Source organism: Streptococcus sp., assembly GCF_030528045.1.
Taxonomy (GTDB): domain Bacteria; phylum Bacillota; class Bacilli; order Lactobacillales; family Streptococcaceae; genus Streptococcus.
Map to the genome: position 1 here is coordinate 22,584 of NZ_JAUMZR010000003.1, position 16,970 is coordinate 39,553.

Genomic DNA, 16,970 nt, shown 5'->3' on the forward strand with positions numbered 1-16,970 from the left:
ACGTGCTTTTGAAAAGTACCAAAACACGACTCCTCTTTTAAAAAATCTCAGAAAATCAACTTAAAACTTTTCCTACAAATGTTAGATTTCCCTCCTTTGTCCTAAACTTTTTCCAGCAAAAAAGAGAGAAATGACTTTCTCTCTTTTACCTTTCCTCTCATCTTAAACTATGAGAAGACATATTTCTAATCTGATTATTTCGCTTCAAATCCTTCTGCAACTGCATCCGCAAAGTTTTCTTCTACGATGCTTGCACAGTGGTCACAAATGACGGCATGGTAGCTACGTTCAGCAGTAGTTGGATCGATACGACGGCAACGGTCACATACTTCACCTGTAGCGCGTTCAACTGTAAAGGCTACATCTTCGAAGCTAACGGCATCTTCTGGAGCTGTACCTTCAGCGATGGTCAATTCTGACACGATCAAGAGTTGAGCCACATTGCTATCTACTGCTCCAAGAAGAGTTTTCACCACTTCATTTGGATAAACTGTCAAGTGGGCTTCGAGTGATTTCCCGATAACTTTGGCATTACGTGCTTCTTCCAAGGCTTTTTGAGCTTGTCCACGGAAATCCATGAAGGCTGCCCAAGTATCCAAGATTTCTTCTTGGTTGGCAAAAGTTTCAGCTTCTGGTAATTCAGACAATTGAACAAATTCTTCAGCTTCAAACTCAAGATATGACCAGATTTCTTCTGCAGTGTGAGGAAGGATTGGTGTCAAGAGTTTGGTGATTTTCACAAGAATGTCATAGAAGACAGTTTGCATTTGACGACGTTCGAGTGATTTGGCACCTTCAATGTAGACAACGTCTTTAGCGAAGTCAAGGTAGAAGGCTGACAAATCAACGTTGATAAAGTTCACCAAGGCCTTGTATATTGTCAAGAATTCAAATTTTGCATAGGCATCACGAATGGTCTTCACAAGCTGGTTAAAGCGAATGGTCATGTACTTGTCAACCGAACGAAGCTCATCGTAAGCCACTGCGTCTTGAGCTGGGTTAAAGTCAGATGTATTGGCAATCAAGAAACGAAGAGTGTTACGGATCTTACGGTAAGTTTCAGAGACTTGGCTCAAGATATCCATAGAGATACGCACGTCGTTGCTTGAGTCAACACTTGTTACCCAGAGACGCAAGATTTCCGCACCAAATTGTTTTTCAACATCACTTGGAGCAATCGTATTTCCAAGAGATTTAGACATCTTCTCACCTTTACCATCAAGGGCAAAACCTTGTGACAAGATTTGTTTGTAAGGAGCAACGCCATGGTTAGCAACAGATGTGATAAGTGATGAGTTGAACCAACCACGGTACTGGTCAGAACCTTCAAGGTATAGATCTGCTGGATATTTGAGTTCTGGACGGTTGACCACTACTCCATTCCATGATGAACCTGAGTCAAACCATACGTCCATGATATCTGTTTCTTTCTTGAACTCGCCATTTGGTGAACCTGGATGCGTAAATCCTTCTGGCAAGAGATCTTTAGCATCACGTTCCCACCAGATGATAGAACCGTTTTCCTCAAAGAGTTGAGCCACGTGCTCAATCGTTTCAGCTGTCATGATTGGCGTTCCGTCTTCAGCATAGAAGATAGGAAGGGGAACTCCCCAAGCACGTTGACGAGAGATTACCCAGTCACCACGGTCACGAATCATGTTGTAAAGACGCACTTTACCCCATTCTGAGTGGAACTTCACTTTTTCAATTTCGTCCAAGATTTCTTGGCGGAATTTAGATACAGAGGCAAACCATTGTGGAACAGCACGCCAGATGATTGGTTTTTTCGTACGCCAGTCAAATGGGTATGAGTGAGAGATTTCTTCTTGAGCAAGGAGCAAATCGCCCAGTTTTTCGATAACAGTCGGCACAACCTTGTCATAGAACTGACCCGCAAATTCAGGACCAGCATTTTCCATCATAATACCGCGTTCGTTAACTGTTACAGCAACTTCAAGGCCGTTGGCAACACCGACATTGTAGTCGTCCTCACCAAAACCAGGGGCTGTATGGACAATACCTGTACCAGAGTCAGTCGTAACGTGGTCACCAAGGATCACCAACTCATCTACAGCTGTATCCCATGGGTGGACTGTCACAATGTGGTTCAATTCTTGACCACGGTAGGTCGCCAAGACTTGAACATCCGCCCAACCAAATTTCTCAGACAAGCTATTCAACAATTCTGAAGCAACGACAAACTTACGAGATTCACCAGCTGGTTGTACCAATACATAATCGATATCTGCTCCAACTGTCAAACCACGAGATGCTGTGATAGTAAATGGTGTAGTTGTCCACACAACGATGTAAGTATCTGTATCGAGCATACCTTTTCCGTCTTTGACGCGGTTAGCATAGTAAAGGGAAGTTGAAAGCAAGTCATGGTACTCAATTTCCGCTTCAGCAAGGGCTGACTCAGATGACCATGACCAGTAGACAGGCTTGGCACCACGGTAGATATAGCCTTTCTTAGCCATTTCACCAAAGACACGGATCTGAGCCGCTTCATAATCCGGAGTCAAGGTCACATAAGGGTTTTCCCAGTCACCAGAAACACCCAATCGTTTAAAGTCTTCACGTTGTTTATCTACTTGAGAAAGAGCGTACTCGCGGCAAAGTTTCAAGTACTCAACCAAGTCCATTTCTTTGCGTTTAACGCCTTGTTTTGCCAAGACTTGCTCGATTGGCAGACCATGTGTATCCCAACCTGGGATGTACGGTGCATAGAATCCTGACATAGACTTAGAACGAACAATAATATCTTTGGAAATCTTGTTCATGGCATGTCCAACGTGGATATTTCCGTTTGCATACGGAGGTCCATCATGCAAGGTGAAATGCGGTTTTCCTTGGTTCAATTCTTGACGACGTTGGTAAAGTTTTGCTTCTTCCCATTCTTTTTGCCAAACTGGTTCTTTAGTTGGAAGACCAGCACGCATAGGAAAGTCTGTTTTCCCTAGATTGAGGGTTTCTTTAAGTTTCATTGTTACTCCTTTAATTTAAAATGACAAAATAAAAACCACGATTCGCAAAAAGGACGAAAATCGTGGTACCACCTTTGTTCGAAAAAAGACAGGGTCTCTTTTCCTCTTTTCCCGTAACGTGGGGGACGTCTAGTCTTACTGCTTTCGGACTAGATTTATTGAGAGGATAATCTAACCACTAGGGATTGCAGGACTCTCACCATCTCCCGCTCGCTGAAAATATAGTTGGTTGGATCTTGTTCTCACATTTTTTATAGGATAAGAACAGATTCTTTGTTTGCATCGTCCTCAGTTGCCGCAGTAGCCTCTACTTCAACTGGCTCTTCATGCTGGTCACTTTCTTCTGTCTGTTGATTTTGTTGAGCTTCAAACTCAGCTAATTCTTTGTTGCCAGCCTCGATACGAGCTTGTAATTCAGCAACCTCTTCTGGTGTGAATTGACGAGTCATATCAATAGGCTCTTCCTCTGGTTGTAAAGATACAGTTTCACCAAGAACTTCACCCACCACTTCTTTAAAGGCTTCATCACTTGTCTGAAGGTAAGTAGCTGTTGGGCGAAGAATATCTTCCCAATCAGATGACTCGACAATAGCCAATTGACTTTCAATCGTAGACTTGAGGCGTTGATGGAATACACGGCTCTTGTTCTTCAACTCTTCAGTCTCAACAGCCACTCTCTTCGCATTATCTGTTGCCTGACGGAGAATTTCATTTGCCTTGTATTTCGCTTCTTCAAGCAAACGTTGAGCGTCTTGTTCAGCTTGTTGAATAATATTGTTTGAACGTTCTTGAGCAGCCTGTTTAACACGCTCCGCTGTATCTTGAGCAATCAAAACTGACTGACTCAAGGAATCCTTCATCTCATCAAAGTAAGACAAACGTTCTTCCAAACTCTTGATGTGTGTCTCTTTATCGTGATTACTACGAACCAAGTCTTCATAGTCACGAACAACGATATCCAGAAATTCATCTACTTCTTCTGGGTCAAAACCTCTAAATCTTGTACCAAAGGTTTTATCTTTAATTTCTAACGATGTAATTGGCATACTTTTCCTCACTTACTTAATAATAATTGAATGCTTAATTTTATCTTGTCTTTTTTTGTCTGACCATTGTCTTTGACAACTTTCAAACGACCAAACTTTCTCACACTGATCAAATCTCCAACTGCAACCTGGTAATCAGATTTTTCAACAACATGATAATTTACCTGGACAGATTTTTTCTCAATCAGTTGACTAGTTTGATTTCTAGATAATTTCAAGGCACTTGATAAGAGGGCATCCAATCGAAAACTCGAAACTAAAATTTCTCGTTCTCTATAGTCAATTTTAGATATAATCCTATCGGTAAAAGGACATTCCTCCAGCGATACAGGAAGTCTGCCAATCTTTCTTATTCCATCCTGAAAAAGAGGAATGAAATCACGATTGACAAAAATCTGTGCTCTCTTTTCATCTACCAAGATATCACCAAATAATTTACGGTCAATTCCTAGTTGGTTGATGATTGTTCCCAATATTTTTCCATGACTCAGTTGTTCAAATTTACTCGGATAGCAAATTTCCAACAAGGCCATTTCAAAGTCTGATATCTCCGGTTCAAAGTAATCTGGATAGAGAAGAACTCGAACCGACTCTGTCGGAAGAAAATCACCACTACTTTGGCAACTCAGTCCATATGTCCCAGCTAGTACCCTCAAAATCTGTTCCTGATGGGGATTGATAAAAGGAGTAAGTACCGGCGCATAGGTATCTTCTACCCGCTTGATCCACTCTAACCCCTTATCAATAAAGGGACTATCATCTTGGGAAAAATGCTGATAAATGGCTCGATTTTCTGTCATAGTAATAGGACTAGTCGTGTTAAGAGATTTCCAACAAACTGAATCAGAATCAGCGCTGCCCAAACCGTAAAATCAAGGCCAGCAAATTGTAGATTGAGCTTACGAAGGGGCTCAATAACTGGACGAGCAAGTCTGATAACTAGGCGACCTAGCTGACTTTCATAGGCATTTGGAAACCATGAAAGAAGAGCAAATGCAACGAGAATGATGGAATAAATGCTAACCGCATTTTGGATTAAACGAATTAAGAAAATCATTTTCTTGCTCTATTTCGTTTAATATCAAAACCAAACTCAGCGCTTTGTGATTCATCTGGAAGTTTGATATCTTCAATATTCACGACAACGTTGACAGGAGTCAATAGATACATCGTGCTCGCAACTTTTTTCATATTTCCAGCCAAGACATGACGGGCTCCGTCCAAGTAATCAAGACAACGACGGGCTTGTACTTCTGTCATGTATTGGAAATCAATCAAAATACTTTCATTTCCAGCCAACAAATCTACAATTTCCGTTGCATCTTCATATTTTCTTGGATAGCGAACGTCAATTGTCACTTTCTCATCTGAACGGTGGCTTTGCATTGCCAATTCTTGCTGTCGCGCATGAAGACGAGTAATATTTGCATCTTTTGCTGATCCTGACTGAGCAGGTGCTGGTAATTCTTTAGAAGATGAGATGGCTGGGCTAACTGTTTCCTCTTGTTGAGCCTGGTAGTTAGTCGTTTCTTCTCCGTCTTCTGTAAAATAATCTATAAATTTATCGAATCTATCTTTTAAAGACATAGCTCTCTCCTATTTAAAAAATGCTGTACCGATTCGAACAAAGGTTGAGCCGAACTGAATCGCTTCTTTAAAATCACGACTCATTCCCATGCTTAGCTCTGTCATCGGCATATTAGGGATTTGTTTTTCTCTAATTTCTGCTTGCAGAGCCTGCGTATTCTTGAAAATTTCTTTCAATTCATCACTGTCTGCCTCAAAAGGAGCCATGGTCATTAAACCAACATACTCAATCTGATCTAACTTAGCCAATTCTGGCAAAAGTTCTAGCAATTCTTCTTTTGAAAACCCATGCTTGCTTTCTTCCCCAGAAATATTGACCTGCAAGAAACACTTGATAACATGATCTGTTCTCTTTTGAATTTCCTGGGCTAACTTAAGGGAATCTAAAGCATGAAAGTAATCCACAAATGGGATTACTTCTTTCACTTTCCGTCTCTGTAGTGTTCCTATTAAATGCCAAGTAACTGGGTAATCTTTCAAGGCCTGATATTTTTCTAAAAATTTATCAACTCGATTTTCACCTATATGACGGACACCAAGCGGAAGCAAGGCTTCCGCTGTTTGTACATCTACATACTTTGTCACTGCGATTACTGAAACAGCATCTAGATCACGGTTGGCTTCTTGACTAGCATCAGCTATTTGCTGAAAAACTAATTCAGTATTTTTTTTCAAATTCATTGATTAACGATTTTTGAAGAATGGAGGTGTATCCAATTCATCTTCATCTTGTGAAACTGGTGTTTTGAAGCGTTCTACTGGTGAAACAACTGGATCTGTTTGGCGAACAATTGACTCACGACGCAAGTCCCAGTCTCCAAAAGCAGAGGCTTGGTTTGTTTCAAAACGACGTGGGCTTGATTTAGGCAATTCTGCTGTCTCTTCCAAGTCGAATTGACGGTCAAATGTGTGTGCTTGTGGCGCTTTAGTTGATGGACGTCCAACTGGTTGGTTTTTACGAGCTCCAACTACTTTTTCCACGCGCTCTTGACGAACACCTGTCGCTACAACTGTAACACGGATTTCATCCTTCATGCTTTCGTCAATTGATGTTCCAAGCCAGATGTTTACACCTTGGCCAGCTGCTTGGTTGACAATTTCTGAAGCTTCTTCTGCTTCAATCAAGGTCAAGTCAAGACCACCAGTAACGTTGACGATGACATCCTCTGCACCATCGATAGTTGTTTCAAGAAGTGGAGAGTAAATTGCTTTACGAGCTGCTTCAACAACGCGTTCTTCACCACTACCGATACCGATACCCATAAGGGCATTCCCTTTGTTTGCCATTACAGTTTTCACGTCAGCAAAGTCAAGGTTAATCAATCCTGGGTTCGTGATCAAGTCAGTGATCCCTTGAACACCTTGACGAAGAACGTTATCTGCTTCGCTAAGAGCTTCAAGAAGTGGCGTTTTCTTATCAACAATTTCAAGCAAGTTGTTATTAGAGATAATCAACAAAGTATCAACATGCTCGCGAAGTTCGTTGATTCCTTCTACAGCGTACTGACCACGTTTGCTTCCTTCAAATCCGAAAGGACGTGTCACAACACCAACTGTAAGAGCACCAAGATCTTTAGCGATACGTGCAATAACAGGGGCTGCACCTGTACCAGATCCACCACCCATACCTGCAGTGATAAAGACCATGTCCGCTCCAGTGATAGCTTCCGTCAAAGCTTCTTCACTTTCTTCTGCAGCTTTACGTCCAACTTCTGGACGACCTCCAGCACCCAAACCACGAGTCAATTTTGGACCAAGTTGGATAACTGTTTCTGCTTTCGTACTGCTAAGGGCTTGTACATCAGTGTTGGCTGCGATAAATTCTACACCAGCAACACCTTCGTCAACCATGCGGTTGATGGCATTACCACCACCACCACCGACACCAATTACCTTAATAACTGCGCCTTGAGCTGCTGCTGTATCAAATGAAAATGTCATAATTTCTTATCCTCTTTTATTCATCAAACATGCTTCCGATCAAACCACGGAAACGTTCTGTTAGCTTCGGTTTACTTTGAGAACTTGCTTGGAATTCTTCCTTGGGAGCAACTGGAGCTTCCTGCACAGTTTCAGCTGGAGCTGCTTGTGCTGGACTTGGTTGCGCTACTGGATTCAAACGTTGATTTGGAATGCCAAAGTTGATTGGTTTTTGACGAAGGAATTCATCTCCTTTAACTGCTTTTTGAGCAAGAAGATTGACTTCCGTCAATTTACCAGCAAACTCAGACAAGCTAATCACGTGAGCAAATGCAGGGTTGCGAATTCCAACTTGATTTGGTACATAAAGTTTTACGCGAACACCAAATACTTCTTGGGCTAATTCAACAATTCCCGGCAAAATTGCATTTCCACCGATAAGGACGATACCTCCTGGCAAATCCAACAAGTGTCTTCTTTCCAACTCTTGTTTGATTTGGTCAAAGATATGTTTGATGCGTGCTGAGATAATTTCTGCCAAATAGCTTTCTGTTACTTCAACAGGTTCTACTTCACCAATTACTTCAACTTGGAAAGTTTCGTTACTTGCAAGTGGAACGTAGGCTTGACCATAGTTCAGTTTCAAACTTTCTGCAATTTTTTGAGATGTTTTCAAGACTTTAGAAATGTCTTTTGTAACGTAATCTCCACCTTCTTGGTAGATGTTAGTGAACTGCAATTCTTGGTTACGGATAGTCGCTACAGTAGTCTGACCTCCACCCATGTCAATGACAGTCGCACCAAATTCGCGTTCGCCTTCATTGAGAACGGAGTTCACGATCGCCAAAGGTGAAATAATCACATTATCAACATGAATACCTACACGCTCAACCGTCTTACGAAGATTGTGTAGAATCGTACGAGGACCTGTGTAAAGCAGGCCACGCATTTCCAAGCGAACACCCATCATACCACGAGGGTCACGAATTCCTTGGAATCCATCCACGATGAATTCTTCTGGAATAAAGGTAATCACTTCACGATCAGGAGTCATGCTCTTTGTCAAAGCTGATTTGACAACATTTTCAACATCTTGATCTGTGATTTCTTTGGTATCTGAAGTTACAGGAATCATTCCTTGTGTTGGTTCAACCTGCAAGAGGTTTGCTGGAAGGCCAACGTTAACAGACTTAATAGAAATACCCGCTTTCTCTTCTGCCTGTGTGATTGCAGATTTGATTGCTGAAGCAGCTGCTTCAATATCAACAATAATTCCGTCTTTTACACCTTTACTTTTGGCATTACTAACACCAATTACATTTACTTCGCCATCTCTATGCTCAGCTACTAGCACTTTAATCGAGCTAGTTCCGATATCTAAGCCTGTAAAAAAACCATCTCTAGTCATTACATCGCATCCTCTCTGTCTTCCAAGTTTCTCACTTCTATTTAATAACTATGTTTGGGCATAGCTATTCAAAGAATATTATAACACAAAAAATCTTATTGTGCTTAGTTTTTGATAAAATTCCTGCATGTTTTTTGAGAAAATTCTAGAAAAATTCTTCTTCTAAGAGACTATTTGAAGTTAACGTCCACAATTTCCTTTTTGTTTCTTAAAAATCCAAAAAAGAGAAGATCATTTTAAATCTTCTCTTGAATAAATTCTTCCGATTTTTGTTGTAAAAAATTTTCTACTAATTTCCCTGTTAAGCGAATTGCTATCACGATAACAGTCGAAACAATGAGATAATTTAAGGGCTGGCCGAAACTTCCAACAAGTGGTGGTTTACTCAAAAATCCATAGTCCCCACCTACAACTAAATTGACAACCCATATCAAGCCATTTAAGGCGAAAGTAATCACCGCCACATTCTTCAAATCGAGAAGGGAAGGTTGATAGTTTCTAAACAAGTATAGGAGCGCATTTCCTAAAAGGGCAACATGTCCGATAATGAAGGACAAAATGGTCACGTGTGGAAATGGGTAGGGATCAAAGAGTGGGTAAGCCAGTGCAGCTGTTGCTCCAAAAGTTCCTAAAAGGGCAAAGTATTGTTTGTACTTGGATGTCCCTGGAATCAAGAGCATCACAAACATGGCGATACGGCAATGATAGAAGGGCAAACTTTCTGACAGAGGCATAAGATTGCCCCAATACCAGCTATACAGAACAATCAGTTGAACAGACTGAAGGATCTGAATAAAACGCTGGTAAGCCACTTTATCGCGAAAACGATAAGAAGCATAGAAAGTAAGAGCCAGTAAACATAACAAACCAATGTACCAGTGGAGTTCAAACTGGGGCGGTTCTGATATCTGTGTGGTAAATAATTTATCCCACAAATTCATATTCTATTCCTCGTTCATCTAGCTAGAGGCAGTAAAAAATTCACTTTCTCCAGCTTTTAAATTTTTTGAAAAAACTTGATTCTATGACATGCATAGAACACTTGCGTCTTAAATTCGCAACCTATTATATCATTTGTATTGCAGAAATGCACCTTGCAGATACCCTTTTTTGATTTGTCGACTTCTCTAGCATAAACTAATCAACATATTGGTCTCTTTGTCCTTTATAAACCTGCCAAAGAATCTCCATTTGCTCCTTGGTGATGCGTTTTTCAGATAAGACTGGCAATTGGTCAATGGCAAAAAATTGAAGCTCAGCAATTTCTTGATTCTCTTGAAATTGTCCATCAAGAAGCTTACATTCAAAGACAAACTTTGCATATTGTTTGCTCTGCAGTTGGAAACGATTGGTATCAAAAACTGCAAGTAACCTTTCAGCTTTTGCTGTAAAACCGGTTTCTTCTTCAATTTCCTTAAGAATATTCTCGATTGGAGAATAGCCAACTTCACCAAAACCACCTGGCAAAGCCCAACTATCCTCTCCTTTTCCTCTAACTAAACAGATTTTTTCATCCTCAACAATCCAAGCACGGACGTCCATCAGAGGAGTTGCATAAGCGGACGTTGGTTTCAAGACTTCTGCCACTTCTTCTGCATCGAGGTCTGATACCTGATTCAACATTTCAGATAACAGGATTCGCAAGTCCTCGTAGCGCTCACGGTCGAAAGGATCTTTTGTAAAGGTTAATCCAGTATCCGTAATGGCTAGCATTCTTTGCAGATACTTGGCAAAATCACTTGCATTCATTTTCTAAACTTTCTACCAACTTGGCTAGATTCATGGAGTTCGATCCTTTGAGCAAAATTTGGTCATTGGCACCGAGGCTTTCCTTAACCTGCTTGACTAGGTCTTCAAATTGGTCCTCGTCAGCTGTTTTCTTGAAGTAGAAAACGTGACCGATTGGGAACATTTGACTAGCAAGTTGGCTTAATTCCGCAATATCTTCTCCGTAGAAAATCACGGTATCCAGCACATCTGGTGATAGGCTCAAAATCATCTGGTTATGGAGCTGAACAGACTGGTCACCAAGTTCCTTCATGTCTGCCAAGACTGCGATTTTCTTGCCTCCTTCGTTGGCTGGAATGGCAGAGAACGTCTCCAAAATCAACTTCATAGCAGTTGGATTGGCATTGTATACGTCAGACAGAATATCTGCTCCATTGGCTGCTTTCTTCCACTCAGTACGGTTACGCGTCAATTCTAGGTTCTGGAAGGCCTGATGAATTTGCTCCTCTGAAACTCCTTCTTGTAGAGCCACATAAGCAGCAATCATAGCATTGGTGGCATTGTACTTACCTGTCACTGGCAAATCGAGGGCTTGTCCCAAGAAATTCGCCTTAAAGGTCAGACTATCCTTGCGCTCAATCAAGTCTGTGATTTCTAACTCAGCTCCTTGCCCAAAACGGACCACTTTTTTATCTGTAGGCAAGTAGTCCTCTACAATCGGGTCAGCTGGTGCCAAAAGCAAAGAACCTGGTGCCATACCATCAGCAATTTGCATTTTCCCTTTAGCAATCTCCGAACTGTCTTTGAAAAAGGCCAAATGAGCCTCTCCAACCAAGGTCACGATAGCTGTTTTTGGATGAGCCAATTCAGACAAGAGATGAATATCTCCCAAGTGATCCTGCCCCATCTCCAAGACCAACTTTTCTGTTCCTTCAGGCATGTGGAGAACTGTGTAAGGAAGGCCAATCTCGTTATTGTAGTTTCCTTGGGTTTTGTAGGTCTTGTAGGTTGTTGACAGTAAATGCGCCAACATATCCTTGGTCGTTGTCTTGCCATTTGAACCCGTAACCGCAAAGACATCAACAGCCGTTTTTTCAAGATAGTAGGCTGCTAGTTGTTGAAAGGCAGTCAACACATCATCTACTAGAATGTAGGGATGATTTGCGACCTCCTTCTCAGACAAGGTTACTGCTGCACCATTTTCAAAGGCTGTTTCGATAAAGTCATGACCATCACGCGCACCTTTGAGCGGCACAAATAAATCTCCAGTCCCAATCAAACGACTGTCAAACTCAGCCTTTTCTAACTGGATGTCCTCAAAGATGCTAACATCATTTTTCGCTCCAACAGCTTGGGCAATTTCATGGATCGTTAATTTCATTTCTACTCCTTTAAAAAGGGGTGAACCACGAACTCGCCTCACCTAACAGTGAAGGTTCTAACTTCTACCCTCTCTTTCATTTTATAGCAAATGCGCTTCGCGCTTGTCAAAACTTTGCTTAGCAAGGTCAACCAAACGCTCGATTAGTTCTGGGTAGCTGATTCCCATATTATCCCAAAGTAGTGGATACATAGACCACTGGGTAAAACCTGGCATGGTATTAAGCTCGTTTAGGAAAATCTCGCCCTTATCGGTATAGAAGAAATCACAACGAGACAGACCGAGGCCACCAATCGCACGGAAGGCTGTTTCAGCATTTCGACGCATGACAGCTACCACATCATCACTAATCTTGGCTGGGATGTCCATGGTAATCTTGTTGTCAATATACTTGGCATCATAGTCATAAAAGGCAACATCCTTGACCACTTCACCAGGAAGCGTGCTCTTCACATCGTAGTTGCCCAAGAGGCCAACCTCGATTTCACGGGCATTCACCCCTTTCTCTACCAAGACACGACTGTCATATTGGAAGGCGAGCTCCAAAGCTTGGCGGAGTTCCTCATGGTTTTCAGACTTAGAAATACCGACACTTGAACCCATGTTTGACGGCTTCGTGAAGACTGGATAAGTCAGTTTTTCTTCAACTTCAGCGATTTTAGCAGTCACATCATCGCCTTCAACGATAGCCACATAAGGTACTTGGGCAATCCCAGCAGATTCTAAAACACGCTTGGTCGTGATTTTATCCATGGCAAGACTAGATGACAAGATATTGCAGCCAACATAAGGCATTTTCAAAACTTCAAGGAATCCTTGAACAGAGCCATCTTCTCCCATCGGACCATGAAGAACTGGAAAGACCACTGCACCTTCTTCATAGATGGCACTTGGCGCGATTTTCTTGTTCCAGTCAATAGTCGCATTGGTCATGAGACGATCCTCTTGACCTGGAGTCTGGCTAAATTCTTGTGTTTTGATAAAGTCACCTGACTGGCTGATGAAGAAAGTCTTGACTGTGAAACGGTCGTAGTTGACCGCACGCATCACACTTTCAGCTGAAAGGACAGAGACTTCACGCTCTGCACTACGCGCACCGTATAAAAGAATAATCGTTTGTTTCATATTGCTTGTCCTAATTCTAATAGAATACTCGTTCTTTAGTATATCATATTTGCTTCTTTTTTGAAACTTGAATCTAAAAAAGCCCTCATTTGAGAGCTGAAATTTTACCGATCCACCGCTTGAGCTTCAAAGTGTGCTGGTTTGTCGTCTACATTGGTGATGGTGATCGTGTAGGGAGTTTCTTCCGTCACACCAAAAGAGAGCAGATCAAAGCTATCGAATACAATAAAATGTTCTTAAGAACTCTGTCATAGCAACCTGCCTTTATAACACTATTACCTCGTCGTTTCGTTTGTCATTCTTTCTTCCAGACATCCTTAACACTCACTTCTCCCCAATTATCTGGGCTAAAGCGACTAGAGTAGATAGTGGTCCAGTCTTTAAGGACTTTATTACGGAGTACATTATCTGCTTCCTTGCGAATCTCATCAACAGTCTTTCCGTGTTTTGCAAGAAAGTCCTCTACTTGAGACTGCTGAAAATATCCTGTACTCTCATCATCATAGTACCACATAAACCGTTCTAATTGCTGATTGTTTACATCGTACAGATAATCTATATTTATGGTTGTCTCTGTATTTGGTAGTCTCAAACGCATCTCCAGGTTAACTTCTGTCATACCCTGAAAATTAAAATAAAAATTATAACCTAGAGAATGAATAGTATTTGGTAAGTCTACACTTTTATAATTAATAGCATATCTATACAACTCATCAGAGCCATTGTCCACAATTTTTAAACTTTTTAACTTATAAAATGCTCGTCCTTTCCAGAGAAATGTATAATTGTGATAATCACTTTCTTCGTAGTATATTTCATCAAAAATATTGTGAACTCTCTGATATTTATAGTACTGAAAACCAGAGAGAGATAATAATAGAACCATTAACAACGAAAAAATTACAAATTTTCTCTTCTTCATCTAATCACCTCATCTTTTTCAACTCTTGATTCCCTGTTTCAATATTTCGAATGAAATTATCAGTACTTGGGTAATTTTTTTGTAGCTTATCTACGGTATCTTTTCTAGTAAAATCCCTCAACACACCCCGTTGTTCATACAGCATTGTGTTGAGCAAGAAGCTTCTTTCTCTGGTAAACTATCCATACAAAGTCTGATACATCGTTTCCATGAAATCCCCAAGCTCTTTTTGAACAATCTTTAACAGGCGCTCTTCTTCGACTTTGGGAATAGTCACACTCTCTTTTATATTTTTTTCATTTATTTGAAAATAGGCGCTAGAAACTAAATCAAAGTTCTTATCCAATTCATAGAGTACACTAGTTATTTTACCATCTATCTCTATTCTAAAATAAGCAGTAACCCCATTCCGTCCCGGATTTGAGATATCCAAATTGATGTCTCCTTTTATCTCTATGGAGTCAATTCCTCCATCCAAACGAATAGCTCCATCGGGAGGAACGACATAACCCGCTTTACGGATGTCAGACGCATCTTTTTCTGATGCCATCAAACGTTGTAAGACGACTATATTGTTCCTCTCTTCAAAGGAGGTTTTTAATTGCATATATTCTTGGTGGTTTTGATACTGAAAATAAAGATTCAAGCCAGTAGCTAAGGCAATTACAGAAGCAATCACGATTAGTATTTTTTAAAGTCCCGACATTTTTTTCGCCCCCTCTATCTAAGTAATCATAGAAGTGTTGTTCATACAGCTTTGTGTTGAGCAAGAAGTTACTTTCTCTGGTAAACTATCCATACAAATTCTGATACATCTTTTTCATGAAAGACTCAAGCTCTTTTTGAACAATCTTTAATAGGCGCTCTTCTTCGGATTGAGAGATGTTCACTCTCTCATTTATATTTTTTTCATTTATTTGAAAATAGGCGCTAGAAGTTATATCAAAGTTATTATCCAATTCATAGAGTGCACTAGTTATTTTACCATCTATCTCTATTTCAAAATAAGCAGTAACCCCATTCCGTCCAGGATGCGATATTTTGAAATCAATGTCTCCTTTTATCTCTATGGAGTCAATTCCTCCATCCAAGCGAATAGCTCCATCAGGAGGAACGACATAGCCCGCTTTACGGATGTCAGGTGCATATTTTTCTGATGCCGTCAAGCGATGAAGAACTTCAATTCTTTCATTTTTTTCAAAAGCTTCTTTTAAAGCACTAGATTGTTGGAAATGATTGCAAGTAAAATATAAAGGAATCGCTAATAGGAACAAGGACAATACAATCAACCACTTAAACTGTTTTACTTTATCTAACATTCGCCTTTCCTCTATCAACACTCTCTTTCAAATAGGAATCTTCAAAATCCAATATTAGATACTCATATTTAAATGAGTTCCATGGATTATCTCCTATTTTAAAATCAGTCACCCCCCAACGTTCATCATTCGAAGAAAATTTATCCAAACTAACGCTAAAATAGAAATCATCATCACGTGCGTAAGAAAAACCAACTTCCACACCTTTGCGTTCTTTGAACCACATTTTCCAAGGAAATTCCACACAGGCCTGATAGATACTAATTTCGTAGTTGCCTTTAAGATATAGTCTCACTCGTCTTCCTCGTCGTCATAAACACGTTCACCATGGATTTTAATATATTCTTCGCGAAGCCGTTCTTCTTCCCATAGCGGATTTCTTACTGGTATCATTGTCTTTAATTCTTCCAAACTAATTTCAACCACTTCATCATAAGTCAGTGAAAGAACATCCTTGTGCAACTCCTTAAATGTCTCTACATCCATCCAGGTCTGCTTGTCATCCTCACTGATCTGCCCGTCAATAGCAGAAGCTACCTCGACTGCCATGATATACATAGCACGTTTATCTACGGTTAAAACATCTATATGGGATGTTGCGATACGTAGATAATCTCCACGTTCTCTCCACTCTGTAATGAAAGTTTTTTCAAATTCAAGTGTTATACTCTCATATCCCAAAGACAACCAAGGATTACTAGAAATTATAAAAGGAGCCTTATCCCATCTTTCGTCAACTGAAGACCATTTGTGTAACAGAACACCAAAGTAAAAATCATCCTGTAACATAGTATCATCACCAACATTGGAGAAACTTATTTTCTTGCCATTCCGTTCCTTAAACCACATCTTCCAAACAAGCTCTCTAGTTGTGAAGTCTATTTTTTTCGTAAAATCACTTTTGATATATATTCTCACTCATCTTCCTCGTCGTCCAACTCTACCTCTCCATGGATTCGGATATACTCCTCACGCTCCCTATCTAATTCTTTCCAGATGGGATCATCAATAGCGTCAATCGTTTGAATTTCTTCCAAACTCATCTCATTTGCTTCCTCAAAGGTTAGAGATAAGATATCTTTATGCTTTTCCTTGAATTCCTCGATTGTTATCCATGTTTTCTTGTCATCTTCGCTAATTTGTCCATTAAAGATTGTAGCAATCTCAATAGCCATGATATAGAACGCTCTTTTATCAAGAGTGAGCAATTCAAGATGGGTAGAAGCCAAACGCAAAAAGTCTCCATTTTCGCGAAAATCAGTTACATAAGCATTCTCAAATTCCAAATTTAGATCTTCATCAATTTGTGAATAAAAACGGTATTTTATTCCTTCTTGTATCGGAACATGCAACCAACGTTCATCATAATCCTGTTTATCTAGTTTTAGATGAATTGCTATATCATTCCTATCTCTGATTTGAAGAAAACCAGAATAGGAGAGTGGGATGCCTTCTCCTTGATAACTTTCAAACCACATTCTCTTCGCTAGTTCTAAATAATCAAATGGAATTTCTTTGGTGTAATCACCTTTAATATATAGTCTCAT

At 40.3% G+C, this 16,970-nt stretch carries 17 protein-coding genes and 1 pseudogene; all 18 read right to left on the reverse strand.

Translation table 11 applies throughout. The features are described 5' to 3' along the window. Window positions 1-194: 194 nt before the first annotated feature. A complete protein-coding gene (ileS, locus tag Q4A91_RS01100) occupies window positions 195-2,987 on the reverse strand; it encodes an isoleucine--tRNA ligase (RefSeq protein ID WP_303204217.1) in 2,793 nt (930 codons plus the stop codon). 251 nt (window positions 2,988-3,238) lie between these two features. After that, complete coding sequence (locus Q4A91_RS01105) at window positions 3,239-4,033, reverse strand: DivIVA domain-containing protein (protein ID WP_070568426.1); 795 nt, start codon at window positions 4,031-4,033, stop codon at window positions 3,239-3,241. Between the two features lie 8 nt (window positions 4,034-4,041). Next, the gene (locus tag Q4A91_RS01110) at window positions 4,042-4,833 is read right to left on the reverse strand and encodes an RNA-binding protein (RefSeq protein WP_303204218.1); all 792 of its coding nucleotides are present in this window, start codon (window positions 4,831-4,833) and stop codon (window positions 4,042-4,044) included. After that, complete coding sequence (locus tag Q4A91_RS01115; RefSeq protein ID WP_000576501.1) at window positions 4,830-5,090, reverse strand: YggT family protein; 261 nt, start codon at window positions 5,088-5,090, stop codon at window positions 4,830-4,832. The genes Q4A91_RS01110 and Q4A91_RS01115 overlap by 4 nt, the downstream gene beginning before the upstream one ends. Then, window positions 5,087-5,620, reverse strand: coding sequence for a cell division protein SepF (locus Q4A91_RS01120; RefSeq protein ID WP_303204219.1), 534 nt, complete (start codon window positions 5,618-5,620; stop codon window positions 5,087-5,089). Before Q4A91_RS01120 ends, Q4A91_RS01115 begins: the two co-directional genes overlap by 4 nt. Before the next feature lie 9 nt (window positions 5,621-5,629). Beyond that, window positions 5,630-6,301, reverse strand: a complete 672-nt coding sequence (locus tag Q4A91_RS01125) for a YggS family pyridoxal phosphate-dependent enzyme (RefSeq protein ID WP_303204220.1) — start codon at window positions 6,299-6,301, stop codon at window positions 5,630-5,632. Window positions 6,302-6,304: 3 nt separating this feature from the next. Further along, window positions 6,305-7,561 carry a cell division protein FtsZ gene (gene ftsZ / locus Q4A91_RS01130; protein WP_303204221.1) on the reverse strand — a complete coding sequence of 419 codons (1,257 nt, stop codon included), beginning with the start codon at window positions 7,559-7,561 and terminating at the stop codon, window positions 6,305-6,307. 16 nt (window positions 7,562-7,577) lie between these two features. Beyond that, window positions 7,578-8,948: a cell division protein FtsA gene (ftsA, locus tag Q4A91_RS01135; RefSeq protein ID WP_303204222.1), complete on the reverse strand. Its 1,371-nt coding sequence runs from the start codon at window positions 8,946-8,948 to the stop codon at window positions 7,578-7,580. Window positions 8,949-9,184: 236 nt separating this feature from the next. Beyond that, window positions 9,185-9,889, reverse strand: coding sequence for a TIGR02206 family membrane protein (locus Q4A91_RS01140; protein ID WP_303204223.1), 705 nt, complete (start codon window positions 9,887-9,889; stop codon window positions 9,185-9,187). Between the two features lie 196 nt (window positions 9,890-10,085). Continuing rightward, the gene (locus Q4A91_RS01145) at window positions 10,086-10,697 is read right to left on the reverse strand and encodes an NUDIX hydrolase (RefSeq protein ID WP_303204224.1); all 612 of its coding nucleotides are present in this window, start codon (window positions 10,695-10,697) and stop codon (window positions 10,086-10,088) included. After that, window positions 10,684-12,057 (reverse strand): UDP-N-acetylmuramoyl-tripeptide--D-alanyl-D-alanine ligase, encoded by a 1,374-nt coding sequence (gene murF / locus Q4A91_RS01150; protein WP_303204225.1) that lies wholly within the window; start codon window positions 12,055-12,057, stop codon window positions 10,684-10,686. Before murF ends, Q4A91_RS01145 begins: the two co-directional genes overlap by 14 nt. A gap of 81 nt (window positions 12,058-12,138) precedes the next feature. Beyond that, window positions 12,139-13,182 (reverse strand): D-alanine--D-alanine ligase, encoded by a 1,044-nt coding sequence (locus tag Q4A91_RS01155; protein WP_303204226.1) that lies wholly within the window; start codon window positions 13,180-13,182, stop codon window positions 12,139-12,141. A 295-nt stretch (window positions 13,183-13,477) separates the two neighbouring features. Further along, complete coding sequence (locus Q4A91_RS01160) at window positions 13,478-14,104, reverse strand: TipC family immunity protein (RefSeq protein WP_303204227.1); 627 nt, start codon at window positions 14,102-14,104, stop codon at window positions 13,478-13,480. A 178-nt stretch (window positions 14,105-14,282) separates the two neighbouring features. Further along, complete coding sequence (locus Q4A91_RS01165; protein WP_303204276.1) at window positions 14,283-14,792, reverse strand: thiol-disulfide isomerase; 510 nt, start codon at window positions 14,790-14,792, stop codon at window positions 14,283-14,285. A 103-nt stretch (window positions 14,793-14,895) separates the two neighbouring features. Beyond that, window positions 14,896-15,423, reverse strand: coding sequence for a thiol-disulfide isomerase (locus Q4A91_RS01170; protein ID WP_303204228.1), 528 nt, complete (start codon window positions 15,421-15,423; stop codon window positions 14,896-14,898). Window positions 15,424-15,454: 31 nt separating this feature from the next. Continuing rightward, window positions 15,455-15,718, reverse strand: a pseudogene (locus Q4A91_RS01175) (hypothetical protein); the annotation flags it as partial. Continuing rightward, window positions 15,715-16,341, reverse strand: coding sequence for a hypothetical protein (locus tag Q4A91_RS01180; protein ID WP_303204229.1), 627 nt, complete (start codon window positions 16,339-16,341; stop codon window positions 15,715-15,717). The pseudogene Q4A91_RS01175 and the gene Q4A91_RS01180, both read right to left, overlap by 4 nt. Next, the gene (locus Q4A91_RS01185; protein WP_303204230.1) at window positions 16,338-16,970 is read right to left on the reverse strand and encodes a hypothetical protein; all 633 of its coding nucleotides are present in this window, start codon (window positions 16,968-16,970) and stop codon (window positions 16,338-16,340) included. Before Q4A91_RS01185 ends, Q4A91_RS01180 begins: the two co-directional genes overlap by 4 nt.

Bases quoted from the DNA above. Each gene is read 5' to 3' on its own strand.
- Q4A91_RS01125 (WP_303204220.1), bottom strand. From the start codon at position 6,301: ATGAATTTGAAAAAAAATACTGAATTAGTTTTTCAGCAAATAGCTGAT.
- Q4A91_RS01140 (WP_303204223.1), bottom strand. From the start codon at position 9,889: ATGAATTTGTGGGATAAATTATTTACCACACAGATATCAGAACCGCCC.
- ileS (WP_303204217.1), bottom strand. From the start codon at position 2,987: ATGAAACTTAAAGAAACCCTCAATCTAGGGAAAACAGACTTTCCTATG.
- Q4A91_RS01105 (WP_070568426.1), bottom strand. From the start codon at position 4,033: ATGCCAATTACATCGTTAGAAATTAAAGATAAAACCTTTGGTACAAGA.
- Q4A91_RS01185 (WP_303204230.1), bottom strand. From the start codon at position 16,970: ATGAGACTATATATTAAAGGTGATTACACCAAAGAAATTCCATTTGAT.
- Q4A91_RS01145 (WP_303204224.1), bottom strand. From the start codon at position 10,697: ATGAATGCAAGTGATTTTGCCAAGTATCTGCAAAGAATGCTAGCCATT.
- ftsZ (WP_303204221.1), bottom strand. From the start codon at position 7,561: ATGACATTTTCATTTGATACAGCAGCAGCTCAAGGCGCAGTTATTAAG.
- Q4A91_RS01110 (WP_303204218.1), bottom strand. From the start codon at position 4,833: ATGACAGAAAATCGAGCCATTTATCAGCATTTTTCCCAAGATGATAGT.
- ftsA (WP_303204222.1), bottom strand. From the start codon at position 8,948: ATGACTAGAGATGGTTTTTTTACAGGCTTAGATATCGGAACTAGCTCG.
- Q4A91_RS01115 (WP_000576501.1), bottom strand. From the start codon at position 5,090: ATGATTTTCTTAATTCGTTTAATCCAAAATGCGGTTAGCATTTATTCC.
- Q4A91_RS01155 (WP_303204226.1), bottom strand. From the start codon at position 13,182: ATGAAACAAACGATTATTCTTTTATACGGTGCGCGTAGTGCAGAGCGT.
- Q4A91_RS01120 (WP_303204219.1), bottom strand. From the start codon at position 5,620: ATGTCTTTAAAAGATAGATTCGATAAATTTATAGATTATTTTACAGAA.
- murF (WP_303204225.1), bottom strand. From the start codon at position 12,057: ATGAAATTAACGATCCATGAAATTGCCCAAGCTGTTGGAGCGAAAAAT.
- Q4A91_RS01170 (WP_303204228.1), bottom strand. From the start codon at position 15,423: ATGTTAGATAAAGTAAAACAGTTTAAGTGGTTGATTGTATTGTCCTTG.
- Q4A91_RS01160 (WP_303204227.1), bottom strand. From the start codon at position 14,104: ATGAAGAAGAGAAAATTTGTAATTTTTTCGTTGTTAATGGTTCTATTA.